Origin of the sequence: Streptomyces sp. NPDC101110, from assembly GCF_044759525.1 — a bacterium.
Lineage (GTDB): Bacteria > Actinomycetota > Actinomycetes > Streptomycetales > Streptomycetaceae > Streptomyces.
On the sequence record NZ_JBIVZM010000005.1, the window covers coordinates 280,598 to 304,840 of the forward strand.

Genomic DNA, 24,243 nt, shown 5'->3' on the forward strand with positions numbered 1-24,243 from the left:
CCCCGAGTTCTTCGAGCTGCAGGAGTGTTCTGCCCCTGGCCCTAGAGGACGGCCACGGGTGCCACCGGGGCACCTGTGGCACCCGTGAACGGCTCGGGTGTCGCGGCCAGCAGAAAGGCGTAGCGGCCCGCTTCTCCACAGGCTGTGGACAATGCTTCCAGATTCCAGTTCTGCCCCTGCGGCATCCCCATCTCCACGAGATGCAGGGCGTGCACCGGCAGCCACAGTCCGTCCACCTCGGGCGGGAACACCTCGAAGGTCAGGGTGTCGTTGGCGACGGCCGCGACATCGCGCGCGTGGAACCACTCCGGCGTACGGATCGACAGCCCCGGTGACGGATACGCGTAGCCGTGCCGGTCCCCGGCCAGGAGGCTGCGGATCTGGCCGGTCCGCACGAGCACGACGTCACCGGCCCGCACCCGGGTGCCGGCCAGCTCCTCGGCGGCGTCCAGGTCCTCGGGCGTGACGGCGTACCCCCCGTCGAGCCGCTCCGTGCCCCGGGCCCGGGCGACGTCCAGCAGCACCGCGCGTGAGACCACGTGCCGGACCGTGCCGATGCCGCCGAACGCGGCGCCGCCGTGCGGGGTGACGGTGTCGGCCGGACGGCCGTTGTAGAGCCGGCCCGAGTGCGAGACGTGGGGCAGCGCGTCCCAGTGGGTGGCCGCCTGGAGCCCCATCGTCACCACGTCGTCGCTGCACGCGACCGTGCCCGGGCCGAAGATCTCCTGGTTGATCTGCACCATGGTGTGCAGGGGGTTGACACGGCCGGGGATCGCACCGGTCTGCACGCCGTCCTGCTGGAGGGGCAGTGCCAGCGGGACGCGGAGGCCGGTGCGGACGGTCGCCGCCGCATCCCGGACGACCTCGTCGGTGATCAGGTTCAGCGTCCCGATCTCGTCGTCGGCCCCCCAACGCCCCCAGTTGTTCACGCGCTTGGCGATGTCGTGGAACGCGTCCGGCAGCGACATGAGTCCTCCCCGGGGCTTGTCTTCCCGTATCTGACGGGTCGTAGAATTCGGGAACCGATAATCTAACGGTCCGTCAGAAACCGTGGGACGGGAAGGGGCCGGGCGTGGGGAACTTCTTGGCAGGCAAGGTCGTCGCCGTCACGGGTGCCGGGCGCGGCATCGGCCGGGCGGTCGCGCTCGCGGCGGCGGCCGAGGGGGCGAAGGTCGTCGTCAACGACTACGGCGTCACGGTCGACGGGTCCGCACCGACGAGCGAGGTCGCCGACGCCGTCGTCAAGGAGATCGAGGCGGCGGGCGGGGAGGCGGTGGCCGTCGCCGACGACATCTCCACGATGGCGGGCGGGCAGCGGGTGGTCGACGTGGCGCTGGCGTCGTACGGGCGGCTGGACGGGGTCGTCTGCGTGGCCGGGATCCTCCGTGAGCGGATGCTCTTCAACATGACCGAGGAGGAGTGGGACCCGGTCGTCGCGACGCACCTGAAGGGCACGTTCACGGTGTTCCGGGCGGCCTCCGCGGTGATGCGGAAGCAGCGGGCCGGGACACTGATCGGCTTCACCAGCGGCAACCACCAGGGGTCCGTCTCCCAGGCCAACTACAGCGCCGCCAAGGGCGGGATCATCTCGCTGGTGCGCAGCGCGGCGCTGGGGCTGCACAAGTACGGGGTGACCGCGAACGCGGTGGCGCCGGTGGCGCGGACCCGCATGTCGGCGGGGGTGCCGGTGGAACTGGCGGAGATCGGGCAGCCGGAGGACGTCGCCGCCCTGGTGGTGTACCTGCTGTCCGACGCGGCCTCCCGGGAGGGGATCACCGGGCAGGTGTACACGGTGGCCGGGGCGAAGATCGCGGTGTGGGCGCAGCCCAGGGAGCTGCGTGCGGCGTATGCCTCCGGCGGGTGGACCGTGGAGGGGATCGCGGAGTTTCTGCCCGGGTCGGTGGGGGTGGATCCGATGCCGATGCTGGAGCGGGTGGCGGCCATGGAGAAGGCGGCGGCTCGGGGAGAACGGCCGAACGCCCGGTAGTTCGGGGGCGGCGGTGGTGTGGCGGGTGCGGGTGCGTCGTGGCTTGTCGCCCAGTTGCCCGCGCCCCTTCGAGGCGTTGGTCCGCGGGCAGTCGTGCCGTCCGGGGCGGCATGGGTGGGCGCGGGCGGCACCCCGCGGCGCCGGGTTGCGCACTCGGCCCACCTCAGCTCGCCCACCCAGTCACTTCGATCCAAGGCGGCGATCGTGGACTTCGGATTCACTCGAGCGGACGAGGACTTCCGTGCGGAAGCCCGGGCCTGGCTGGCCGAGAACGTCAAAGGCGATATCGACCGCCGCACGTGGGAACGCACCCTCGGTGCCGAGGGGTGGATCGGGCTCGGGTGGGGCGTGGGCGGCTACGGGAACCGCAGGGCCACCCTCACCCAGCAGGTCGTCTGGGCCGAGGAGTACGCGCGGTCGGGGGCGCCGCCGCGTTCCGGGCACATCGGGGAGAACCTGCTCGCGCCCACACTCCTCGCCCACGGCAGCGACGAGCAGAAGTCCCGCTTCCTCCCGCCGATCGCCGCCGGTGACGAACTCTGGTGCCAGGGCTACAGCGAACCCGGCGCCGGATCCGATCTGGCCGGGATCCGGACCGCGGCCGTGAGCGAACCGGACGGCCGTACCTACCGCGTCACCGGGCAGAAGGTCTGGACGTCGCTCGCGCACCTGGCGGACTGGTGCTTCGTGCTGGCCAGGACCGAGCCCGGCTCGGCGCGGCACCACGGGCTGAGCTTCCTGCTCGTGCCCATGGACCAGCCCGGCCGGATCGAGGTCCGCCCCATCCGCCAGATGACCGGCACCAGCGACTTCAACGAGGTCTTCTTCGACGGCGCCCGCGCGGAGCACGTCGTCGGCGGGGCGGGCAACGGCTGGCGGGTCGCCATGAGCCTGCTCGGTTTCGAACGCGGTGTGTCCACGCTGGCCCAGCAGATCGGGTTCGCCGAGGAACTGGGCGCGGTGGTGCGGGCGGCCGTCGAGTCGGGCGCCGTGCGGGACCCCGTCGTACGGGAACGGCTCGTGCGGCAGTGGGCCGAGCTGCGCACGATGCGCTGGAACGCCCTGCGCACCCTGGGGAGTTCCGGTGACGCGGGCGCCCCGAGCGTGGCCAAACTGCTGTGGGCCGGCTGGCACCAGCGGCTCGGGGAACTCGCGGTGCTGGTGCGGGGCGCGGCGGCCGGGGTGGGCCCCGCCGACTGGTCGGCGTCGGCGCCCTACGAACTGGACGCCGCGCAGCACCTGTTCCTCTTCTCGCGGGCCGACACGATCTACGGCGGCTCGGATCAGATCCAGCGCACGATCATCGCCGAGCGCGTGCTCGGCCTGCCCAGGGAGCCCAAGGGGGCCGTGTAATGCGAGGCGTGATCTTCGACGGGAATCAGGTCCGGGTCGTGACGGATCTGGAGGTGCGTGAGCCGGGGCCGGGCGAGGTACGGGTCGCGATCTCGGCGGCCGGGCTGTGCCACAGCGATCTGTCGGTGGTGGACGGGACCATACCCTTCCCCGTGCCCGTGGTGCTGGGCCATGAGGGGGCCGGGGTCGTGGAGGCGGTGGGTGTGGGCGTCACCCATGTCGCGCCAGGGGACCATGTGGCGCTGTCCACCCTGGCGAACTGCGGTACGTGCGCGGAGTGCGACCGCGGGCGGCCCACCATGTGCCGGCGGGCCATGGGACGCCCGGGCCGGCCGTTCCGCCACGGCGGCTCGCCGGTGCACCAGTTCGCGTCCAACTCGGCGTTCGCCGAACGCACCGTCGTCAAGGCCGTACAGACGGTCCCGATCCCCGGCGACGTCCCGCTGACGTCGGCGGCGCTCATCGGGTGCGGGGTGCTGACGGGCGTGGGAGCCGTGCTGAACCGGGCGCGGGTGGACCGCGGTGACAGCGTCCTGGTCATCGGGACGGGCGGCATCGGCCTGAACGTGCTCCAGGGGGCCCGGCTCGCGGGTGCCGGGCGGATCGTCGCCGTCGACGCCAACCCGGCGAAGGAAGAGGCGGCACGACGGTTCGGCGCGACCGACTTCCTCGCCTCGGCCGAGGGCGTGCGCGACCTCCTGCCCACGGGTGTGGACCACGCCTTCGAGTGCGTCGGCCGCGTGGAGCTGATCCGGCAGGCGATCGACGCGCTGGACCGGCACGGCCAGGCCGTCCTGCTGGGGGTCCCGCCCGCCACGGCCGAGGCGTCCTTCCGCGTCTCCTCCATGTACCTCGACAAGTCCATCCTGGGCTGCCGCTACGGTTCCTCGCGCCCGCAGCGGGACATCGCCCTGTACGCCGGGCTGTACCGCCAGGGGCGCCTCCTGCTCGACGAACTGGTCACCAGGACCTACCCGGTCGAGGACTTCGAGAAGGCCGCCGCGGACGCGGAGGCGGGGCGGGTGGCGCGGGCGGTGCTCACTTTCTGAGGGCGGCGGTGCTCAGCCTGCTGTGAGGGGGCGGTGCTCACCCTGCTCTGGGAGCGGCGGTGCTAACCCCTCGACGGCCGCGGTGCTCTCGTTCTCCGCGCGGAACGTGCGCCGGTAGGCCGTGGGCGTGACTCCCAGCGCCGACTGGAGGTGCTGGCGCATGGACTGGGCCGTGCCGAAGCCCGCGTCCCGGGCGACCTGGTCGACGGAACGGTCGGTGGACTCCAGGAGGTGACGGGCCCGCTCCACGCGCTGCTGGGTGAGCCACTGGCCGGGGCTGACGCCGGTCTCCTCACGGAAGCGGCGGGTGAAGGTGCGAACGGACATGGACTCCTGGGCGGCCATGTCGCGCAGCTGGATCGGCTCGTGGAGACGGCCCAGGGCCCAGGCGCGGGCCGACGTCGTGGTCGCCTGCTGCGGGTCGGGCACGGGCCGGTGGATGTACTGCGCCTGACCGCCGTCGCGGTGCGGCGGTACGACCGTGCGGCGGGCCACGTCGTTGGCGACCGCCGTCCCGTGGTCCCGGCGCACCATGTGCAGGCACAGGTCGATGCCGGCCGCGACACCGGCGGAGGTCAGGACGTCGCCGTCGTCGATGAACAGGACGTCCGGATCGACCCGGATGTGCGGGAAGAGCCGCTGGAAGCGGTCGGCGTCGGCCCAGTGCGTGGTGGCGGGCCGGCCGTCCAGGAGACCTGCGGCGGCCAGGACGTAGACGCCGGTGCAGATGGAGGCGAGCCGGGTGCCCGGGCGGATGTGGGCCAGGGCGGCGGCCAGTTCGCCGGTGAGCACGCCCTGCTCGAAGACCGGGCCCAGTTCGTACGACGCCGGGACGATCACGGTGTCGGCGGTGGCCAGGGTCTCGGGGCCGTGCTCGACATGGATGGCGAAGTCGGCGTCGGTCTGCACCGGGCCCGGCGGGCGGATCGAGCAGGTGACGACGTCGTACAGCAGGCGTCCCCGGGCGTCCCGGGGGCGGCCGAAGATGCGGTGCGGAATGCCCAGCTCGAAGGGGAGCAGGCCGTCCAGGGCGAGGACGACGACCCGGTGCGGGCGGAACTCCGGCTCACGGCTCAGATTCTTCATGCCCCGATCGTATGGCCCGATCCTAGTGAATGCTGTCCTTCGGGCCACTCGATGGAGCGCACCGCAGGCCGGAAGCTTTATGTCGTGACCCAGACAACCGAAGCAGCCGCCGTCCAGCAGCCGCCGAAGCCGACCCGTGCGCGCGTGCACCGCGCCTGGTTCGTCGCCGCCGTCACCTTCGTGACGATCATCGGTGCCGCCGCCTTCCGTTCCGTGCCGGGCTTGCTCATCGACCCGCTGCACGAGGAGTTCGACTGGTCGCGCGGCACGATCGGCGCCGCGGTCTCGGTGAATCTCGCGCTGTACGGTCTGACGGCCCCGTTCGCGGCGGCCCTGATGGACCGCTTCGGCATCCGCCGGGTTGTCGCGGTCGCCCTGACCGTGATCGCCGCCGGCTCCTGGCTCACCGTGTGGATGACCGCGGCCTGGCAGTTGATGCTGTGCTGGGGGCTGCTGGTGGGCCTCGGTTCCGGCTCCATGGCGCTGGCCTTCGCCGCCACCGTCACCAACCGCTGGTTCACCGAGCGGCGCGGACTGGTCAGCGGCATCCTCACCGCCGCCTCGGCCTCCGGCCAGCTGATCTTCCTGCCCCTGCTGTCCTGGATCATCGCCCGGTACGACTGGCGTCCGGCGGCCGTGACGGTCGCGCTCGCCGCGCTCGCGGTGGTGCCGTTCGTATGGCTCCTGCTGCACGACCACCCGGCGGACGTGGGCCAGAAGCCGTACGGGGCCGCCGAGTTCGTGCCGAAGCCCCCGCCCGTCCGAGGTGCCGCCCGCCGGGCCGTGACCGTGCTGTTGTCCGCCGTGCGCACCGGCCCGTTCTGGCTGCTCGCCGGCACCTTCGCGATCTGCGGAGCCTCCACCAACGGCCTGATCCAGACGCACTTCATCCCCGCGGCCCACGACCACCACATGCCCGGCCAGGCCGCCGCGTCCCTGCTCGCGGTCATCGGGGTCTTCGACGTCGTCGGCACGATCGCCTCCGGCTGGTTCACGGACCGCTTCGAGCCGCGCCGTCTGCTGGCCGTGTACTACGCGCTGCGGGGCGTGTCGCTGATGTTCCTCCCGCTCCTGCTGGGCCCGGCGGTCCACCCGCCGATGGTCTTCTTCATCGTCTTCTACGGCCTCGACTGGGTCGCCACGGTCCCGCCCACCCTCGCCCTGTGCCGTGAGCAGTACGGCGAGGACAGCGCGATCGTCTTCGGCTGGGTCCTGGCCTCCCACCAGGTCGGGGCCGCCCTCGTCGCCTTCCTGGGCGGTGTCGCGAGGGACACGTTCGGCACGTACGACGTGGTCTGGTACGCCTCCGGCGCCCTGTGCGCGGCGGCGGCGCTGATGGCGCTGGTGATCCGGCGCAGGCCGGTGCTCGCGGCGGCCGCCTGAACCCGCCGCCCGTCAGGCGGGGTCCAGCCGTGCGAGACCCGCCCGGGCGGTGCTGCGGATCCGCTTCGTCCGCCCGTGTGCTGCGAGGACGGCGAGGGCCTCGGGGTTCGAACCGGCCGCGGTCCTCAGCTGGAGCCGGTCGGAGGCGGCGAGCAGATCGTCCCGGTGCCAGGGCAGCCGCAGCACCACGGACCGGTACAGCGACCACTCCTCCAGACGCCGCACCAGGAAGGGACGGCCGTCCACCACCCGGGCCATGGCCCCGGCCCACTCCTGCCAGGCGGCTTCGGGGCGGAGCTCCGCGGCGCGGCGATCGACGTGCCGCACCACGGCGGCCTGGGCCATCACCTGGTCCGGATCGGCCAGGTCACGCCCCACCAGCTCGACCTCGTCCCGGTCGGCGACCTGCTCCAGCTCGACGAGATACCGGCCGAACCGCGCATGCTCGGCGGGCTCCTCCGGGCTGTCCTCGGTGTGCATGGCGCCGCCTCCCCGTTCCGCCGGGACGCTCCGGCTGATCTGCCTGTTCTCAATGCTGCAACCCCACTGCCCCGACCGGGGCGAGGCGCGGGACGCCGTCGCGGCGGCGGGGCTGCGCGTCGCAGGGCGGCTGGACACCCGCCCGCGCCACTCCCGCGTACGGGACACCGGTGATCCGCTCCGTGCCGCGATCCGCCGAGGTCACGTCACTGTGGCGGCCGGCGGCGAGGTGAGCCCTACGGCGGGGTCAGCCGGGTGAACCGCCCCCGGTGGAACAGGAGCGGCCCGTCCGGGGCGTCGCCTGTGCCCAGGGCGTTCACCCGGCCCACCACGATGAGGTGGTCGCCGCCGGTGTGGACGGCGTGGATCGTGCAGTCGATCCAGGCGACGGCGCCCGGCAGCCGCGGGGCGCCCGACACCGGTGCCGCGTCGTACTCCACCCCCGCGAACTTGTCCGCGCCGCTCACCGCGAAGGCCCGGCACAACTCGTCCTGGCCCTCGGCCAGTACGTTCACGCAGAACAACCCGGCGCCGGCGATGCGTGGCCAGGTCGTCGACGTACGGCCCACCATGAAGGCGACCAGCGGCGGGTCGAGGGAGAGGGACGTGAAGGACTGGCACGCGAAACCGGCCGGGGAGCCGTCGCCGGTGGCCGGGGGTGCCGTGATCACGGCCACGCCGGTGGCGAAGTTCCCCAGGACCCTGCGGAACTCCCGGGGGTCGAGCGGAGCGCGTTCGTCGGCGCCGACGCACCTCAACTCGGGGCGGGGCAGCGGCTCGACGGGCTCTGGGGCGGCTGTGCGGACCGACCTGAGGTAGCGGACGGCGGCTTCCGCCATCCCTGCTTGTCCCATCACCCCGCCATTGAAGCTGACGTGCCGTCAGATAGGAAGGGTCAGCGTCCCCTGAACTCCGCGCCCCGGCGCTCCACGAAGCTCCGCACGCCCTCCTGTGCGTCCGTCGTCGTCATGTTGATCTCCTGCGCCGCGGCCTCGGCTGCGAAGGCGGCGGCGCGGTCGGTGTCGAGGGAGGCGTTGACGAGCTGCTTGGTCAGGGCGAGGGCGCGGGTCGGTCCGGCAGCGAGGCGCTCGGCCCAGGCGCGTGCAGTCTTCTCCAGCTCCTCGTCCCGGACGACCCGGTTGACCAGCCCGAGGCGTTCGGCGTCCGGGGCGGTGAGCGCGTCACCGAAGAACATCAGCTCCTTCGCCCGCTGTGGGCCGACGAGCCGGGGGAGGAGGTGGGCGCCGCCGCCGTCGGGAACCAGCCCGCGCCGTACGAACACCTCGATGAAGCGGGCGGACTCGGCCGCGAGGACCAGGTCGCAGGCGAACGCGAGGTGCGCCCCGAGGCCGGCCGCCGTCCCGTTCACCGCCGCGATCACCGGTTTCTCGCAGTCGAGCACGGCGGCGATCAGCCGCTGGGCGCCGGTGCGCAGGGTGCGCGCGACGTCCCCCGCGAGCCGTTCACCCAGGGCGCCGGAACCCCGGAGGTCCGCCCCGGCGCAGAAGCCGCGGCCCGTCCCCGTGATCACCACGGCCCGCACGTCCGCCGTGGCGGACGCCTCCGACAGCAGCCCGATGACCTCCTCGCGCTGCCCGGGCGTCAGGGCGTTGAGGCTCTCGGGCCGGTTGAGGGTGAGGGTGAGGACCTGGTCCGTGGTCGTGTGCAGCACCGTCGGCCCCGCCATCAGCGGCACACCGCCAGCGCGTCCAGCGCCACGGCGCCCTGCCCCTGCGGCAGCACCATCAGCGGGTTGATGTCCAGCTCGGCCAGCTGGTCGCCCAGTTCCAGGGCCATGCGCTGCACCCGCAGGACGACCTCCACCAGCGCGTCCAGATCCGCCGCCGGCCGCCCCCGCACCCCGTCGAGCAGGGCCCGGCCGCGCAGCCCGGAGATCATGTCCCGCGCCTGCTCCTCCCCGAAGGGCGGCACCCCGACGGCCGTGTCGCGCAGCACCTCGACGAGCACACCGCCGAGACCGACGGTCACGGTCGGGCCGAACAGGTCGTCGTGGGCGACGCCGACGACCGTCTCCACGCCCTGCTCCACCATCTGGCAGACCAGGACGCCGTCCAGGGTGACGTCCTCGTAGCGGGCGATGTCGGTCAGCTCCCGGTAGGCGTCGCGGACCTGGCTGGCCGAGGTCAGCCCGATCTTCACTAGGCCCAGCTCGGTCTTGTGCGCGATCCGGGCACCGGAGGCCTTCATCACCACCGGGTAGCCCACGAGCCCGGCCGCCCGGACGGCCGCCGCCGCACTGGTCACCAGCTGCTCGCGCGGGACGCGGATGCCGTACGCCCGCAGCAGCTGCTTCGCCGCGTGCTCGCTCAGCTGCCCGCCGGGGTGCATCAGGGCCTGTGCCTTGCGGTAGGACGGCGAGGGAGTGCGCGGGGCCTCGTCGAAGGGGGAGCGGTAGGCGGCCGTGAAGCGGTGGTGGGCGAGGTGGGCGCGGACGGCGGTGAGACAGTTGCCGACCGTGCGGAAGGTGGCCACGCGGGAGGAGCCGAGCAGCACCTCGCGGTAGGCGGGTTCGGTGCCGACCGGCGAACCCCACACCACGCACACCAGCTTGTCGGTCTGCTCGGCCGCGTCCACCAGGTCCCGGACGAGCCGGTCGCTGAGCGGCGGGAACGGCCCGGTGACCGGGCAGATCAGCACGCCCACGTCGGGATCGTCGAGGATGGCGTCGATGATCTTCCGGCCGCGCTCGTCCCCGACCGGGTGCCCGCCGTTGTCGACCGGGTTGGCGACGGACAGGTACGCGGGGATCCACTGGTGCAGCTCGGCCTGCTTGGCCTCGGACAGGACCGGCAGGCTCAGGCCCGCCTCGGTTGCGAGATCGGCGACGTGCGCGCCCGTGCCGCCCGAGATGGAGTAGACGACGACGCCGTCGGCCCGCGGTGGCCGGGCCCGGGCCAGCAGGGCCGCGGTGTCCTGGAGTTCGTCCAGCCCGTCGACACGGATCACGCCGTACTGGCGCAGCGCCGCGTCCACCACGGCGTCCGCGCCGGTCAGTCTGCCGGTGTGGGAGGCGGCCGTGCGGGCGCCGGTCTCGGTGCGGCCCACCTTGACGGCCACGACCGGCACTCCGCGCCGGGCGGCCCGGTCTGCGGCGAGCAGGAAGGCACGGCCGTCCTTCAGCCCTTCGAGGTAGCAGGCGATGGCGCCGACCTCGGGTTGCTCGGCGAAGTAGGACAGGAAGTCGGCACTGTCCAGGTCGGCCTCGTTGCCGGTGGGGGCCCAGTGGGAGAGGCGGATGCCGAGTTCCTGGAGGGCGAAGACGGGGCGGCCCTGGTGTCCGGACTGGGTGATCAGGGCGATCGCCGGCCCCTGAAGGTCGTCGCGGAACCGCTCGAAGGCGTTGAGGTTGGTGTTCGGCCCCAGCAGCCGCATCCCGGACTGCTCCACGGCGGCGGCCAGTCGCCGCTGGGCGGCCTCGCCCTCCGGTCCGGTCTCCGCGAACCCGGACGCGAAGACGACCGCGAACCGCGCCTTGGCGTCGGCCAGTTCCTCGATCACCGGGAGCGGGTCTCCGACCAGTACGACGGCCAGATCGACCTGTTCGGGCAGGGCGGCGACGGACGGGGAGCAGGGGATGCCGAAGACGGCCGGCCGGCTGGGATGCACCGGGTGCAGCCGGGCGCCGACCCGCTCCGCCCAGCCGGCCAGCTGCCGCGTGATGCCGGTGTTGGGGCGGCCCTCGGTGTCCGAGGCACCGATTACGGCGACGGACCGGGGGTGGAAGAAGCGGTCGAGATCGGGTACGCCGGCGTGCAGTGGCCGTCCGCCGACGTCCAGGTCGCCCGCCTGGGCCGGCCTGCCGTGCACGACGGGCCCGGACCGCTCGCCACAGGCGATGGCCCGGGCCCGGCGGGAGTCGGTGGTGAGGGTGCCGTGGGTCGATCCAAGCATCGTTTCCGCCCGCTCCTGTGAGACAGCAGCTAACTGACGCATTGTCAGATTACTGAACTGATGCGACGTCAGGAACCGAGCGGGCAAGCTAAGTTGTCGATACGCCGGGCGGGACCGGGCGGGACCGGGCGGGATCGGGCGGGACCGTGTGGTGTGGCGGTGCGGGGAGGGGCGGTGCGGGCTTCGACCCGGCCGCACTCCGGACCGGGCGGGGGTGGGTTGCGACCCGGCTGCGCTCCGGGCCGGGTGGGGGTGGGTTGCGACCCGGCTGCGCTCCGGACCGGGTGGGGGTGGGTTTCGACCTGGCTGTGCTCCGGACCGGGCGGGGGTGGGTTTCGACCCGGCTGAGCTCCGGACCGGGCGGGTGCGGGCTTCGATCCGGCAGTACCCCGGACGGGGCCGAGGCGGGCTCGGTCCGGCTGTCGCCGGGCCGGGCGGGGGCGGGGCTTCGGTCCGGCAGTCGCCCGCCCGGGCGGACGCGGGCGCCGGCCCGGCAGTGTGCCGGGCCGGGCCGGGCGGGTCTCAGGCCGGCAGTCGGGACACGCCCCGCGCGCCGTTCCGTGCGACGGCCTTCGCGATCTTCACCGCGTCCAGCGCCATCTCGCGCAGGTTGCCGCTGATCGGGTTGGTGAAGCCGGTGAAGTACAGGCCCGGGGCGGCCTGCGGGGTGCGGGCACCCTGGGCGACGGGCCTGCCGCGGTCGTCGAGCACGCCGAGGTGGCCGACGAGGCCCTCCAGTGCGCGGACGTATCCGGTGGCGGCGATCACCGCGTCCGGGGAGATCCGGCTGCCGTCGGCCAGGGCGACCTCGCCGCCGTCCTCGAAGCCCTCCACGGCGGCCACGATCTCCACCCTGCCCTTGCGCACGGCGTCGATCAGGCCGACGTCCTGCACCGGGATCGCCCCCTGCTTCACCCGCGAGTACAGCCCCGTGTCAGGACGCGGCAGCCCGTGGGCCGAAAGGTCGGGCACCGCCACCCTGGCCTGCACCCGGGAGATCCGGTCGACCAGGCCGACCGGCAGCCGGCGCACCAGGACGCCGCTGTACTGGGCGGCCCAGCCGGCGGTCGAACGGCGCACGATGTGGGGGACGGTGCGCACGGCGAGCCGGACCCGCGAGGCGCCGCTCTCCACCAGGTCGACGGCGATCTCGGCGCCGGTGTTGCCCACCCCGACGACGAGGACGTCCCGGCCCGCGTAGGGCTTGCCGCTGCGGTACTCGCCGGCGTGCAGGAACTCGCCGGTGTAGGCGGAGCGGCCGGGCCAGTCCGGCAGGCGCGGGGTGTGGTTGTAGCCGGTGGCGACGACCACGGCCGCGCCGGTCAGTTCCCGGCCGCCGGTGGCGTGCAGCAGCCAGCCCGTGCCGTCGGGGGCGCGCTCGACGCGGGTCACCTCGACGCCGGTGACGATCTCCAGACGGTGGTGCTCGGCGTATTTCTCCAGGTACCGCACCACGTCGTCCCGGGACACCCACCGTCCGAACCGGCGCGGCATCGGCAGTCCGGGCAGGGCGGAGAGGCGGCGGGTGGTGTGCAGGCGCAGCCGGTCGTAGTGGCCGCGCCAGGACGCCCCGACGCGGTCGGACTTCTCCAGGACGACGGCCCGGACGCCCCGGGCGCGCAGCGCGTACGCCACGGACAGCCCGCCGGGGCCGCCGCCGATGACGTAGACGGGGCGGTCGGGTGGGGGCTGTGCGGAGGCGTGTGTGGGGGGTGTGGAGTCGGCCATGAGCGGGAGCGTAATCACGGGACCGCTTGATGGGTCTCGGTCAAGACCGGAATTGGTTACGGAATGATCACGGCTGTAGGGGGAGGGGGCGGGGCCTGTGGGCGGCGGGTCGAGTTGTGGCGGCATGGTGATCGTTCCTGGCGGTGCGGCCGGTCGTGTGTGCCGGGCGCGGTCGGGGGGTGCCCACCGGGTGGATCGCCGAGGGGGGTCTTGCGCATCCGTGTAACTGACGTACCGTCAGATCACATGGACGCGATCTGGCTCACCGGGGCGGAATGGCTGGCCGTGCTGCGGATCGGGCTCGGGCTGTGGTGGCTGGAGAGCTGGCGGCACAAGGACCGCAAGGCCTGGTTCGAGCGGGGTGCCGGCATCGCATGGGCCGCCGGGATAGCCGCCGAGCACCGCTGGAGCGCGGTCCGTTCGGGCTTCGAGGCGGTCGTCGCGCCGCGCCCGCGCGTGATGGCGTACGTCGTCGTCCACGCGGAACTGGCCCTAGGACTGGGCCTGATCGCCGGGTTCCTCACCCCGGTCGCCCTGGTCGGCGGCCTCCTGCTCAACGCGCTCTACTTCACGCTCATGGTCCACGACGTCGCCGAGCAGGGGCAGAACTCGATGATGGCGCTGATGTCGGTGGTCGGACTGTTCGGGATGTCCTGGCAGGCGTGGTCGCTGGACAGTGCCCTCGGGCTGTTTCGATGACCGGCCGTTTCGACCTGCCCGAGCCCGACGCCTTCACCCGGACGTACTGGGACGCCTGCGCCGAGGGCAGGCTGCTGATCCGCCGCTGCGGGGCGTGCGGCCGGGCCCACCACTACCCGCGCGAGTTCTGTCCCCACTGCTGGAGTGAGGACGTGTCGTGGGAGACGGCCGGCGGCCGCGCCACGCTCTACACCTGGTCCGTCGTCCACCGCAACGACCTGCCGCCCTTCCGGGACCGTGTCCCGTACGTCGCCGCCGTGGTCCAGCTGGCGGAGGGGCCGCGGATGATGACGGAGATCGTGGGGACGGAGGCCCACCGGGCCGGTGCGGGTCCGGAGCTGTCGGACGGGGTGGACCTGGAGGCGGTGTTCCGGGACGGGATCCCGGTGTTCCGGCCGGTGCCGAGGGGTTGAATGGGCCCCATGGCCCCCATACGCGACCAGTCCCTTACCGGCCCCCGTCCGGACCTGCACGGCCACGGCCTCCGCCTGCACCCCTGGAACGCGGGGTCGGGTGCGGACGTGGACACGTGGCTGCGAGGGCTGAGCGACCCGGAGTTCCGGCGCTGGAACACCCCGCTGCGGCCGGTCACCGACCGGGCGAGTGCGCGGGAGTCCCTGCTCGCGCGGGCGCAGAGCGCCCTGGAGGGGACGTCGGTGTCGTTCCGGGTCGCGGACGCGCACAGCGACGCCTCCCTGGGACACATCGGCGTCAACGAGATCAAGTACCACCTGAAGGTCGCCCGGGTCGGCTATTGGGTCCTCCCGGAGGCCCGCGGCCAGGGCGTCGCCACGCGCGCTCTCCTGCTCGCCGCGCGCTGGGCCCTCACGGAACTCGGCCTGCACCGGCTGGAGCTGGACCACGCGGTCGGCCACGACGCCTCGTGCCGGATCGCCGAGCGGTGCGGGTTCCCGTACGAGGGCACCCTGCGCGACGCGATCTTCGAGGAGGACCGGCATGACGCCTTCCGGGACGCCCATCTGCACGCCCGCCTGGCCACGGACCAGGAACCGCGGGATCCACGGGAGGGATCGAGAGCGCTCATGTGACGCACGTCACTCCACTCGGCCGATCAGTCCCGCCCGCACCACCGGTCATACCCGTGACCGAAGCGCCACCGCAGTGCAGAAAAGGGACCGCCCGAGATGACCGCACCCGTGAAGGGCCCCGCCAGTTACTTCCCGTCCATCGAGAAGAAGTACGGCCGGCCGATCGCCGACTGGCAGGAGCTGATCCGCACCTCGCCGCTGACCCGGCACATGGAGCTCGTCACCTGGCTCAAGACCGAACACGGCCTGGGACACGGCCACGCCAACGCGCTGGTGGCGTACACGCTCGCCGAGGACAGCGGCACCTGAGCCGACGGGCTCTGCCGAAAATCAGGAGTGCCCGGCGGTCGGCGGACGGCACCATGAACCATGGACACCGACAGGAACACCACGAGCGGGAGGGGCAGTTGGCACCTCACCCATGACCTGGACGGCTTCCTCGCCCGCGCCGGCGCCTTCCTCCGCTCCCGGCCGGCGCTGCACACCGTGCCGCTGACCGTCACGGAGACCCTGCGGACGCGCGGCCGGTGCGTGTACGGAGAGGGGCCACCGGAGTTCGGCGTATGGGAACGGGACGGGGAGGTCCGGGCGGCCTTCTTCCGCACCCCGCCGCACTGGCTGAACGTCACGGCGCTGACGCCGGGGGACGCCGATTCCCTGGCCGCGCGCCTGGCCGCCCTCGGGCGGCGCCCGCCCGGTGTGAACGCGGACTCCGGCACCGCGGCCGCCTTCGCCGAAGCCTGGCAGCGGCACACGGGCGTCCCGGCCGCCCTGCGTCAGCGCCAGCGGCTCTACCGGCTCGGCACGCTGACCCCGCCCGGGCCCGTGCCGCCCGGCCGCCCCAGGGTGGCCGTCGCGTCCGACCGCGAGCGGCTCCGGCACTGGCACGACGAGTTCAGCGCATCCGTCGGCCTGGGCACCGTCCGCGACTCCGCCGAGTGGGCGGACGCCCGGATCGACAACGGCGGCATCACCTTCTGGGAGACCCCCGACGGCACCCCCGTCGCGATGGCCGGCACCACGCCCCGCGTCGCCGGCCAGGTTCGTGTCGCCCCCGTCTACACCCCGCCCCATCTGCGCGGCCGCGGCTACGCGGGTGCGGCGACAGCCGAGGTCAGCCGCGCCGCCCGCGCCGCCGGAGCAGAGGAGGTCCTCCTCTTCACGGACCTGTCCAACCCCACCAGCAACGGTCTCTACCAGCGCATCGGCTACCGCCCGGTGGCCGACTTCGCGGTGTACGACTTCACGTGGTCTCCGATCACGCCCGGGCGGCAGCCGGAGACACCGGCCTCACGGCCACAGCAGCTCCCGTGACCACTCCTCGCCGGCCCGCTCCTCCGCCCGCCGGTAGCGAAGCCGGACGTGGCGGCGGCGCTCGTCGCCCTGGAAGAACTCCACTTCCTCGGCCCGCAGCCGGTACAGCGTCCAGGACGGCACCGGTGCCTCCGGCTCGCGGGACGCTCGTTCCCACGCCGACTCCGAGGCCCGGGCCAGGTCGTCCAGGGAGGGCAGGACCTCGCTCTGCCGCCCGGTCAGCGCCGCCGCCAGCGCGCCCGTCGACCGGGCGTGCAGGTCGCCCTGGGCCGCCTCGGACGGAGCCGCGGTCACCGGGCCGCGGACCCGGACCTGGCGGCCCAGTACCGGCCAGTAGAAGCCGAGCGCGGCGTACGGGCGGCCGGCGAGGTGCCGGCCCTTGCGGCTGCCGGCGTGTGACGCGAAGGACCAGCCGTCGGCGTCGGCGCCGTGCAGCATCACGATCCGCACGTCGGGCAGACCCGACTCGTCCGACGTCGCCAGCGACATGGTGTGCGGCTCGGTCTGGCCGGCCGCCACCGCCGCCGCGAACCACTCGGTGAACAGGGGCAGCGGCGCGGCCGGAGCGGTGCCCGGCTCGAAGGAGCGCAGGTCCGTGACCTTCGGGTCCCAGACCCGCAGTGACCTCAGCAGCTCGTGAAGATCGGTTGCCATGCCTCGATTGTCACCGGTCGCGCGCGAGGGCGGCGGTGGGGGCCGGCAGGCCCCCGGGCGTGGCGCGGGGTCCAGCAGGGGCGCAGGCCGCTCACTCCGCCCCCGGCACCGGCGTCCCGTACGTGCGGCCCAGGAGTGGCGCAGGCCGCTCACTCCGCCCCCGGCACCGGCGTCCCGTACGTGCGGCCCAGGAGTGGCGCAGGCTGCTCACTCCGCCCCCAGCACCACCGTCCCGGACGAGCAGAACCAGCCCCCCGTCCCCGACGCCACCGCCAGCCGCGGCAGCGAGCCGCCGGTGCGCCGCACCTGCCGCTCCCCGCACTCCCCGCGCAGCTGCCGCACCGCCTCCACCAGCAGGAACAGCCCCCGCATCCCGGGGTGCTGCGCCGACAGCCCGCCCCCGTCGGTGTTCACGGGCAGCTCCCCGCCCTCGACGCGCAGCCGCCCCTTCTCGACGAACGCCCCGCCCTCGCCCTTCTCGCAGAAGCCCAGGTCTTCCAGCGTCACCAGGGTCATGTAGGTGAACGCGTCGTAGATTTCGGCGAAGTCGATCTCCGACGGCCGCACCCCGGCCCGTTCGAAGGCGAGCCGCCCGCTCACCGCCGCCGGCGTCACCGTGAAGTCCGGCCACTCGGACATCGCGGCGTGCGAGACGGACTCCCCGCTGCCCAGCACCCACACCGGGGAGGTACGGCAGTCCCGCACGTACTCCTGCGCCACCAGCAGCACCGCCGCCCCGCCATCGCTGCGGACGCAGCAGTGCAGCTTGGTGAAGGGGTCCGCGATCATGGGACCGGTCAGGACCTCGTCGACCGTGACCGGCGCGCGGAACATCGCCTCCGGGTTGAGGGCCGCGTTGGCCCGGGCCTGCACGGCGACCTGGGCCAGCTGCTCGATCGTCGTGCCGTACTCGATCATGTGGCGGCGGGCCGCCATGGCGTACTTGGCGATCAGGGTGTGGCCGTAGGGGACTTCGAACTGCAGGGGGCCGCGCGTGCCGAAGGACAGGGTCCCGGTGCGGCGGCCGGCCTTGACGTCGGCGCGGGCGGTCGAGCCGTAGACGAGCAGCACCGCGCGGGCGTGCCCGGCCGCGATCGCGTCCGCCGCGTGGGCCGCCATGACCTCCCAGGTGGAGCCGCCCACCGAGGTGGAGTCGACCCAGGTGGGGCGCAGGCCCAGATACTCGGCGACCTCCACGGGCGCCAGGGTGCCGAGGCCCGCCGAGGCGAAGCCGTCGACCACCGACCGGTCCAGGCCGGCGTCGGCCAGGGCGCGCCGGGCCGCCTGGGCGTGCAGGGCGTAGGGGGTCGCGTCGTCCACGCGGCCGCAGTCCGAGAGGGCCACGCCGGCGACGGCCACCTTCCTCCGGGCCATCATAAAACTGACGGTACATCAGATCGATGTCGCCGCGGCAGGGCTCTGGGCTTCCCCGTTCCTCCGCCCTAATATGACGCACCGTCAGATATGGCGAACGCGGGACGGCTCGGCCTCAAGGACAGTGCGGGTCGCCGACTGCTGGTCGACCGGCGTTCCCCTGCCGCCGAGCCGTTCTTCGGGGCCACCCACGGCAACCGAGGTGCTTGCGGAGAGAGGTGCCCCATGGACGCCCGCTTCACCGACGAACAGGACGAGATCCGCCGCACCCTGCGCGAGCTGCTCGCCAAGCGGTGCGGTCCGCAGGAGCTGCGGGCCGCCGTCGACACCCCGGCCGGGCACGACCCCGCCCTGTGGGCCGCCCTCGCCGGACACCTCGGCCTGCCCGCGCTGGCCCTCCCCGACACCTACGGCGGTGCCGGCTGCACCCCGGCCGAACTCGCCCTGGCCTGCGAGGAAACCGGCCGGGTACTCGCCCCCACCCCCCTGCTGGCCACCGCCGTCCTCGCCGCCCCGCTGCTGCTCGCCCTCGGCACCGGCGCCCAGCGCGCCGAGCTGCTGCCGCGCATCGCCTCCGGCGAACTCACCGCCGCCCTCGCCGTGCCGGGCCCCGCCCTCGCCACCGCCCTCGCGCTCACCGGCCGCGACCGGCGCGGGCAGTGGGCCGGCGGGGGACGGGCCGGGGGCGTCCAGGCCCGGCGGACCGAGGACGGCTGGCAGGTCTACGGGCAGGTCGACCAGGTTCTCGACGGGCACAGCGCCGGGCTGCTCGTCGTCGCCGCGCACACCGGGGGATTCGCCCGCTCCCGGGTGCTGCTGTTCTTGGTGCGCGGGGGCGCCGCCGGTCTCACCCGGGCACGGCAGACCGCGCTGGACGCGACCCGCCCACAGGGACGTCTCCAACTGCGGCACTCTCCAGCGGAGTTGCTGGGCGACGAGGAGGCCGACGCCCTGCCCGCCCTCGCCCGGCTCGGCGACACCGCCGCCGCCTGCCTCGCCGCCGAGGCGGTGGGCGCCGCCGCCCGGGTGCTGGAGCGGACGGTCGAGTACGCAGGGCAGCGCGAGCAGTTCGGCCGGCCGGTCGGCTCCTTCCAGGCCGTCAAGCACCGGCTGGCCGACGCCTACGTCCAGGTCCAGGCGGCCCGCTCGGCGGCGTACTACGCGGCCTGGACCGCCGCGACCCCGGCCCCCGAGGAGACGGTCGGCGCGCTGGCCCTCGCCCAGGCGCTCGAGGCGCTGCGGCGCGCCGCCGCGGAGGGGATCCAGCTGCACGGCGGGATCGGGTTCACCTGGGAACACGAGGCCCACCTGTACTTCAAGCGCGCCGCGGGCGACGAGCTGCTGTTCGGGCCGGTGCACCGGCTGCGGGCGCACGCCGCCGACGCGGCACACGTCTTCGAGGAGGCCGGTACATGAGAGGTGCGCGCGTGGTGCAGAAGGTGTCGTCGACCAGGGGCTTCGCGCGGGTGGCGCCGCACGTGGTGCCCGCCCTCGACCGGGCCGTCCACCGGCTCACCGGAGGGCGGGTGCTGCTCAGCGCGCGGATGCTGCCCGGTGTGGTGCTGACCTCCACCGGGGCGAGGAGCGGGCTGCCCCGTCGCACGCCTCTGGCCTGCATGCCGGAGGACGGCGGGCGCCGCTGGATCCTCGTCGGGTCCAACTTCGGGCGGCCGGGGCACCCCGCCTGGAGCCACAACCTCCTCGCGCATCCCGACGCGGAGATCAGTTGGAAGGGCAGGGACGTCCCGGTCACGGCCCGGTTGCTGGCGGGGGAGGAGCGGGCGGCGGCGTGGCAGGAGCTGCTGGCGTTCTGGCCGCCGTACGCGGCCTACCAGGCGCGGGTGGAGCGGGAGATCCGGGTGTTCCGGCTCGTACCGAGGCGGTGACCGGCGGCAAAGCGCGACAGGCGGCGGTCCACCTGGGTGAACCACCGCCTGCCAGACAGGACTTGGGTGCGCGAGGGGCCGCCGCCCGGCGTTACTTCGTCGGCTTCCGGCCGGTGACGCCGAGGTGCACCAGCAGGGCGAGGTTCGGTTTCAGTTCGGCCTGCTTCACTCCCCAGGAGGAGAATCCCTTCTGGTGGGAGGCGACCGCGGCGAGCATCGCGACCAGCGAACCGGCGACGGCCGCCGGGTTCACGTCCTTGTCGACCCGGCCCTTGGCCTGGAGCTCGGCGACGGCGTCCGCGAGCGAGTTGTTCACCGAATTGAGGATCTTCATCCGGAGTTTGTAGAAGCGTTTGTCGCCCTCGGCGGCGCCGAGATCGACGACCCGGAGGATGGCGTCGTTCTTGCGCCAGAACTCCAGGAAGCCGTCGACGAGTTCCTGAGCCGTCTGCCAGCCGGCCTTGCCGGCCCACGAGCGGCCCTCCAGGAGCTCCGTCAACGCGGCGCCCTCGGTCGCCATTTGCTCGGCGATCTCCAGGACGGCGCCCTCGACGTCCGGGAAGTACTGGTAGAAGGTCGCGGGCGAAGTGCCCGCCTTCCGGGCGACATCGATGACCTTGACGTCCCGGTACGGGGAGGAGCTGAGCATCTCGCTGAGGCAGTCGAGCAGCTTCTGCCGGGTCGCCTGCCCACGCCGGCCGGCCACGCGGCCGTCGACGGTACGCACTTGTCCTGTCATGCCGTCAGCTTACCGAGGCGTGATCGGGGCGCGATTCGGCCGACTGCAAATGGGGTGCGAGGGAGTACAGGGGCTGGTGTGCCTGGTCTGCGGGGTGCGGCAGTCGCGGTTACGTTGTCGGCATGGCCGAAAACAGGGCATCGGTGTACGGAGAGGGCGTCCCCTGCTGGGTTGACGCGCAGCTCCCGGACGTCGAGGCGGGCAAGCGGTTCTACGGTGAACTTTTCGGGTGGACCTTCGAGGACTGGTTCGGCTCCTTCGCGCAGGCGCTGAAGGACGGCGAACCCGTGGCCGCTCTGGTCCGCAAGGTGGACGGACGGTTGCCCAGCGTCTGGACGGTGTACTTCGCGACCCCGGATGCCCCGGCCCTGGCCCGGCGCATCCGGGACGCGGGCGGACAGGTCGTCTCGGCGCCGGTGCCGGCCGGCGAGCTGGGCGTCACCGCGCTCGTCACCGACCCCGAGGGTGCCGTCTTCGCGCTGTGGCAGCCGGAGGACCACCCCGGCTTCGGCAAACGGCACGAGCCGGGCACCTTCGCCTGGGTCGAGCTGTACGCCCGGGACACCGAGGCGGCCAACACCTTCTACGGCGACCTCTTCCGGGATGCCTTGTTCGGGCCGGACGCCGAGCCCGACTTCGGCCGGGCCGCCGTCACGGACGTCTTCTCCGAGCGGATGCCGCCCCACTTCCTCGTGCACTTCGCCGTCGAGGACGTACCGGCCGCCCTGGAGGACGTACGGCGGCTCGGCGGCCGGGTCCAGGCCCCGCCGTTCGGTACCTCGTACGGAGAGGTCGCCGTCGTCACGGACAATCAGGGGGCGTCGTTCGCGCTGTTGCGCCGCTGAGCAGGCATTGTTTGGTCATCTTTTGATCACTTCCATGTCGAGACATCCCAATTGTCAGCGGGTTCGCCACCAGGGCTCCGGCCAGGAAGAATCAGGGTGCGTGCCGCCATGGCGGTGCGGTGGTGAGACGCTGCACGAAGGTCGCGTGGAACATGTGGCTTGGCGCGGCTCGTACGGGGAGGTGGCAGGCAGAGTGGTGGATCAGCTGACGCAGCACGATCCGCGGCGGATCGGGCCGTTCGAGGTGCTGGGACGGCTGGGTGCCGGCGGCATGGGGCTGGTCTATCTCGCGCGTTCGGCGTCCGGCCGGCGCGTGGCGATCAAGACCGTCCGGACGGAGCTGGCCGAGGACCAGCTGTTCCGGGTCCGCTTCACGCGTGAGGTGGAGGCGGCCCGCGCCGTCTCCGGGTTCTACACGGCCGCCGTCGTGGACGCCGACCCGCGCGCCGCCGTGCCCTGGCTGGCCACCGCCTACGTCCCCGCGCCCTCCCTCGAGGAGATAGTGAACGACTGCGGCCCGATGCCGGCCCAGGCGGTGCGCTGGCTGGCGGCGGGCGTGGCCGAGGCGCTCCAGTCCATCCACGGTGCCGGCCTGGTCCACCGCGACCTCAAGCCGTCGAACGTCCTCGTCGTGGAGGACGGCCCCCGGGTGATCGACTTCGGTATCGCTTCGGGTGTGTCGAACACGCGTTTGACGATGACGAACGTCGCTGTCGGCACCCCCGCCTACATGTCACCCGAGCAGGCCAAGGACTCCCGCAGCGTCACCGGTGCCAGCGACGTCTTCTCCCTGGGCTCGATGCTGGTCTTCGCCGCCACCGGACATCCGCCCTTCCACGGCGCCAACCCGGTCGAGACGGTCTTCATGCTGCTGCGCGAGGGCCCGGACCTCGAAGGACTCCCGGACGAACTGCGTCCGCTCATCGAGTCCTGTATGCAGATGGACCCCACGGCCCGCCCCAACCCCGCCGACCTCCAGGCGCAGCTGGCCCCCCACCTCTTCGGCTCCGGCTCCGACGACAGCGGCACGGCCTCCGCGTGGCTGCCCGAGCGTGCCGTCGGCCTGATCGAGTCCCGCCGCAACGGCCGCCCGGCCGGAAAGCCCGCCCCGAACGCGGGCCGCAGCGGCGGCGGCGGACGCCCCGGCCCCGCGCCGGGCCCCGCCCCCATCCCGCCCCCGCCCGCGCACGACCCCGTCGTCCCGGCGCCCGTGCCCGCCGGTTCCGTGGCGGCCCCGGCCGGCGGCCCCGACACCGGCCCCGTCCGGCTGGCCGGCGCCCCGGTGCCCATCGGCCCGGGGCCGCGTGTCGCCGACGTGCGTGCCGCCGCCGTCGCGGCGCCCCGCCCGGAAGCCGCCCTCGCCGCCTCCTGGTCCAAGCCCCGCCCCGGCGTCAACGGCACCGACCCCGCCGTGGGCCCCGCCGTCGCCGCACCGGCCCCCGCCGCGCCGCCGGAGCAGGCCGGCGGCTGGCGGCCCTGGCGCTTCCGCATGTCCAACGACGTCTGGGGCACCCCCTCGGTCGCCGACGACCTGGTCTACGTCACCTCCTTCGAGGTGCACGCCCTGGACGTCGCCACGGGGCGCCGCCGCTTCAAGACCCGGGACGTCGCCTGGTCCATGGCGGTCGCGGAGGGCCGGATCCACGCCTCCGACGGACCCACTCTGTTCGCCCTGGACGCCCGTGAGGGCGGTGACCTGTGGCGCCTGCAGACCGACGCCTGGGTCTACTCGCTCCAGGCCGGCCGCGGCACCGTCGTCACGGGCACCCGCGGCGGCGGGGTCCAGGGCTGGGAGGCGTCGAGCGGCCAGAAGCTGTGGGAGGTCACCGGCTGCCAGACCGACTTCGAGTCCCCCGAGGCCGGGCCCGCCCTGCACGACGGCACGGTCTACGTGTGGCAGGACGCCCGGCTGCGCGCCCTGGACGCCCGCACCGGCGACGAGCGCTGGTCGTACCCGATCGGTGACACGGCCTCCTGCGGCGGCGTCCCGGTCCGGCTCACCCAGGCGGACGACGGCTACGTCTACGTCTGCGCCGGCACCCGCGTCCTCGCCCTCGACGTGGCCGCCGGGCACGTCAAGTGGCACTTCGAGGCCCCGGCCGTGTTCCTCTGCCCGCCGACCTTCGTCCCCGGCCCGGCCGTCACCGGCGGCGGCATCTACCTCGCCGACTACCTCGGCACGGTCTACGCCCTCGACGCCACCGACGGCCGCGACCGCTGGCGCATCGCCACCGAGTCCCGCTCCTGCGTCGATCCCGTCCTGGTCGCCGCCGGCCATGTCCACGTGGGCAGCGGCAAGGGCCTCTACACCCTCGACGCGGTCACCGGCACGCCCAAGTGGCGCTTCCAGGCGGGCGGCGACATCGTCGGCGCCCCCTCGGTCGCCGAGGGACGTATCCACTTCGGCTCCACCGACCATCTGCTCTACACCCTGAAGGCCGACGACGGCCGGCTCCGCTGGAAACTCGCCACCGGCGGCGAGATCACCGGTTCCCCGGTCGTCCAGGACGGGGTGGTGTACGCGTGCAGCAAGGACCGCTGCGTCTACGCGCTGGACGCGGAGAAGGGCACGGGCACCGCGCGCACCGCCTGACCGGCCCGGGACGGCCGTCGCACCGGCGTACGGAAGGGGCTCCGGACGGCGGCCGTCGCACGTGGGGAGCGGACCGATCACCGCTTCCACCCCAGACGCTACGCCGGGCACG

General features: G+C 73.5%; 23 protein-coding genes. 13 read left to right on the forward strand and 10 right to left on the reverse strand.

All coding sequences use genetic code 11. The annotated features are described in order from the left end of the window. Nucleotides 1-41 precede the first annotated feature (41 nt). Nucleotides 42-968 (reverse strand): cyclase family protein, encoded by a 927-nt coding sequence (locus ACIQU3_RS13770; RefSeq protein ID WP_403924983.1) that lies wholly within the window; start codon nucleotides 966-968, stop codon nucleotides 42-44. 104 nt (nucleotides 969-1,072) lie between these two features. Here ACIQU3_RS13770 and ACIQU3_RS13775 point away from each other — a divergent pair, with 104 nt between their 5' ends. The 3 genes from ACIQU3_RS13775 (at nucleotide 1,073) to ACIQU3_RS13785 (ending at nucleotide 4,389) form a co-directional block, all read left to right on the forward strand. Next, nucleotides 1,073-1,987 (forward strand): SDR family oxidoreductase, encoded by a 915-nt coding sequence (locus ACIQU3_RS13775; RefSeq protein ID WP_403732495.1) that lies wholly within the window; start codon nucleotides 1,073-1,075, stop codon nucleotides 1,985-1,987. Nucleotides 1,988-2,191: 204 nt separating this feature from the next. After that, nucleotides 2,192-3,340, forward strand: a complete 1,149-nt coding sequence (locus ACIQU3_RS13780) for an acyl-CoA dehydrogenase family protein (protein ID WP_403924986.1) — start codon at nucleotides 2,192-2,194, stop codon at nucleotides 3,338-3,340. Then, a complete protein-coding gene (locus ACIQU3_RS13785) occupies nucleotides 3,340-4,389 on the forward strand; it encodes a Zn-dependent alcohol dehydrogenase (RefSeq protein ID WP_403924988.1) in 1,050 nt (349 codons plus the stop codon). The genes ACIQU3_RS13780 and ACIQU3_RS13785 overlap by 1 nt, the downstream gene beginning before the upstream one ends. A gap of 12 nt (nucleotides 4,390-4,401) precedes the next feature. Here the strand turns inward: ACIQU3_RS13785 and ACIQU3_RS13790 are convergent, their stop codons facing one another. Then, nucleotides 4,402-5,475, reverse strand: a complete 1,074-nt coding sequence (locus ACIQU3_RS13790) for a GlxA family transcriptional regulator (protein WP_403924991.1) — start codon at nucleotides 5,473-5,475, stop codon at nucleotides 4,402-4,404. An 84-nt stretch (nucleotides 5,476-5,559) separates the two neighbouring features. Between ACIQU3_RS13790 and ACIQU3_RS13795 the strand changes: the two genes are divergently transcribed. Then, a complete protein-coding gene (locus tag ACIQU3_RS13795) occupies nucleotides 5,560-6,858 on the forward strand; it encodes an MFS transporter (RefSeq protein ID WP_403924994.1) in 1,299 nt (432 codons plus the stop codon). A 12-nt stretch (nucleotides 6,859-6,870) separates the two neighbouring features. On the opposite strand, the gene ACIQU3_RS13800 is transcribed toward ACIQU3_RS13795, so the two are convergent. From ACIQU3_RS13800 to ACIQU3_RS13820, 5 genes are all read right to left on the reverse strand, one after another. Next, nucleotides 6,871-7,338: a hypothetical protein gene (locus tag ACIQU3_RS13800; protein WP_403924997.1), complete on the reverse strand. Its 468-nt coding sequence runs from the start codon at nucleotides 7,336-7,338 to the stop codon at nucleotides 6,871-6,873. Between the two features lie 236 nt (nucleotides 7,339-7,574). Continuing rightward, nucleotides 7,575-8,177: a flavin reductase family protein gene (locus ACIQU3_RS13805; protein ID WP_403732512.1), complete on the reverse strand. Its 603-nt coding sequence runs from the start codon at nucleotides 8,175-8,177 to the stop codon at nucleotides 7,575-7,577. 56 nt (nucleotides 8,178-8,233) lie between these two features. Further along, on the reverse strand, nucleotides 8,234-9,025 hold the full coding sequence (locus ACIQU3_RS13810) for an enoyl-CoA hydratase/isomerase family protein (RefSeq protein ID WP_403924999.1): 792 nt from the start codon (nucleotides 9,023-9,025) through the stop codon (nucleotides 8,234-8,236). Next, a complete protein-coding gene (locus ACIQU3_RS13815) occupies nucleotides 9,025-11,250 on the reverse strand; it encodes an acetate--CoA ligase family protein (protein WP_403925002.1) in 2,226 nt (741 codons plus the stop codon). The genes ACIQU3_RS13810 and ACIQU3_RS13815 overlap by 1 nt, the downstream gene beginning before the upstream one ends. Nucleotides 11,251-11,772: 522 nt before the next feature. Then, nucleotides 11,773-12,978: a flavin-containing monooxygenase gene (locus ACIQU3_RS13820; protein ID WP_403925005.1), complete on the reverse strand. Its 1,206-nt coding sequence runs from the start codon at nucleotides 12,976-12,978 to the stop codon at nucleotides 11,773-11,775. A gap of 246 nt (nucleotides 12,979-13,224) precedes the next feature. Between ACIQU3_RS13820 and ACIQU3_RS13825 the strand changes: the two genes are divergently transcribed. The 5 genes from ACIQU3_RS13825 (at nucleotide 13,225) to ACIQU3_RS13845 (ending at nucleotide 16,040) form a co-directional block, all read left to right on the forward strand. Continuing rightward, the gene (locus tag ACIQU3_RS13825) at nucleotides 13,225-13,677 is read left to right on the forward strand and encodes a DoxX family protein (protein ID WP_403732529.1); all 453 of its coding nucleotides are present in this window, start codon (nucleotides 13,225-13,227) and stop codon (nucleotides 13,675-13,677) included. Next, a complete protein-coding gene (locus ACIQU3_RS13830) occupies nucleotides 13,674-14,090 on the forward strand; it encodes a Zn-ribbon domain-containing OB-fold protein (protein WP_403732533.1) in 417 nt (138 codons plus the stop codon). Before ACIQU3_RS13825 ends, ACIQU3_RS13830 begins: the two co-directional genes overlap by 4 nt. Nucleotides 14,091-14,099: 9 nt before the next feature. Then, on the forward strand, nucleotides 14,100-14,726 hold the full coding sequence (locus ACIQU3_RS13835) for a GNAT family N-acetyltransferase (RefSeq protein ID WP_403732538.1): 627 nt from the start codon (nucleotides 14,100-14,102) through the stop codon (nucleotides 14,724-14,726). A gap of 96 nt (nucleotides 14,727-14,822) precedes the next feature. Beyond that, the gene (locus ACIQU3_RS13840; RefSeq protein ID WP_403732541.1) at nucleotides 14,823-15,035 is read left to right on the forward strand and encodes a DUF4287 domain-containing protein; all 213 of its coding nucleotides are present in this window, start codon (nucleotides 14,823-14,825) and stop codon (nucleotides 15,033-15,035) included. Between the two features lie 60 nt (nucleotides 15,036-15,095). After that, entirely contained in the window at nucleotides 15,096-16,040 is a 945-nt protein-coding gene (locus ACIQU3_RS13845; protein WP_403925008.1) for a GNAT family N-acetyltransferase, read from the forward strand. Here the strand turns inward: ACIQU3_RS13845 and ACIQU3_RS13850 are convergent. Then, on the reverse strand, nucleotides 16,017-16,694 hold the full coding sequence (locus ACIQU3_RS13850) for a pyridoxal 5'-phosphate synthase (protein WP_403732546.1): 678 nt from the start codon (nucleotides 16,692-16,694) through the stop codon (nucleotides 16,017-16,019). The two genes, ACIQU3_RS13845 and ACIQU3_RS13850, sit on opposite strands and share 24 nt — an antisense overlap. A gap of 207 nt (nucleotides 16,695-16,901) precedes the next feature. After that, a complete protein-coding gene (locus ACIQU3_RS13855; protein ID WP_403925011.1) occupies nucleotides 16,902-18,071 on the reverse strand; it encodes a thiolase C-terminal domain-containing protein in 1,170 nt (389 codons plus the stop codon). Nucleotides 18,072-18,293: 222 nt separating this feature from the next. Here ACIQU3_RS13855 and ACIQU3_RS13860 point away from each other — a divergent pair, with 222 nt between their 5' ends. Next, complete coding sequence (locus tag ACIQU3_RS13860; RefSeq protein ID WP_403925334.1) at nucleotides 18,294-19,484, forward strand: acyl-CoA dehydrogenase family protein; 1,191 nt, start codon at nucleotides 18,294-18,296, stop codon at nucleotides 19,482-19,484. Continuing rightward, a complete protein-coding gene (locus tag ACIQU3_RS13865) occupies nucleotides 19,481-19,954 on the forward strand; it encodes a nitroreductase/quinone reductase family protein (RefSeq protein ID WP_403925015.1) in 474 nt (157 codons plus the stop codon). Before ACIQU3_RS13860 ends, ACIQU3_RS13865 begins: the two co-directional genes overlap by 4 nt. A gap of 91 nt (nucleotides 19,955-20,045) precedes the next feature. Here ACIQU3_RS13865 and ACIQU3_RS13870 read toward each other — a convergent pair whose 3' ends face one another. Next, a complete protein-coding gene (locus tag ACIQU3_RS13870) occupies nucleotides 20,046-20,693 on the reverse strand; it encodes a TetR family transcriptional regulator (RefSeq protein ID WP_167345935.1) in 648 nt (215 codons plus the stop codon). 122 nt (nucleotides 20,694-20,815) lie between these two features. Here ACIQU3_RS13870 and ACIQU3_RS13875 point away from each other — a divergent pair, with 122 nt between their 5' ends. Both ACIQU3_RS13875 and ACIQU3_RS13880 read left to right on the forward strand, forming a co-directional pair. Continuing rightward, complete coding sequence (locus ACIQU3_RS13875; RefSeq protein WP_403732555.1) at nucleotides 20,816-21,538, forward strand: VOC family protein; 723 nt, start codon at nucleotides 20,816-20,818, stop codon at nucleotides 21,536-21,538. Between the two features lie 193 nt (nucleotides 21,539-21,731). Continuing rightward, nucleotides 21,732-24,131, forward strand: coding sequence for a PQQ-binding-like beta-propeller repeat protein (locus ACIQU3_RS13880; protein WP_403925017.1), 2,400 nt, complete (start codon nucleotides 21,732-21,734; stop codon nucleotides 24,129-24,131). The last annotated feature ends 112 nt before the right edge of the window (nucleotides 24,132-24,243 follow it).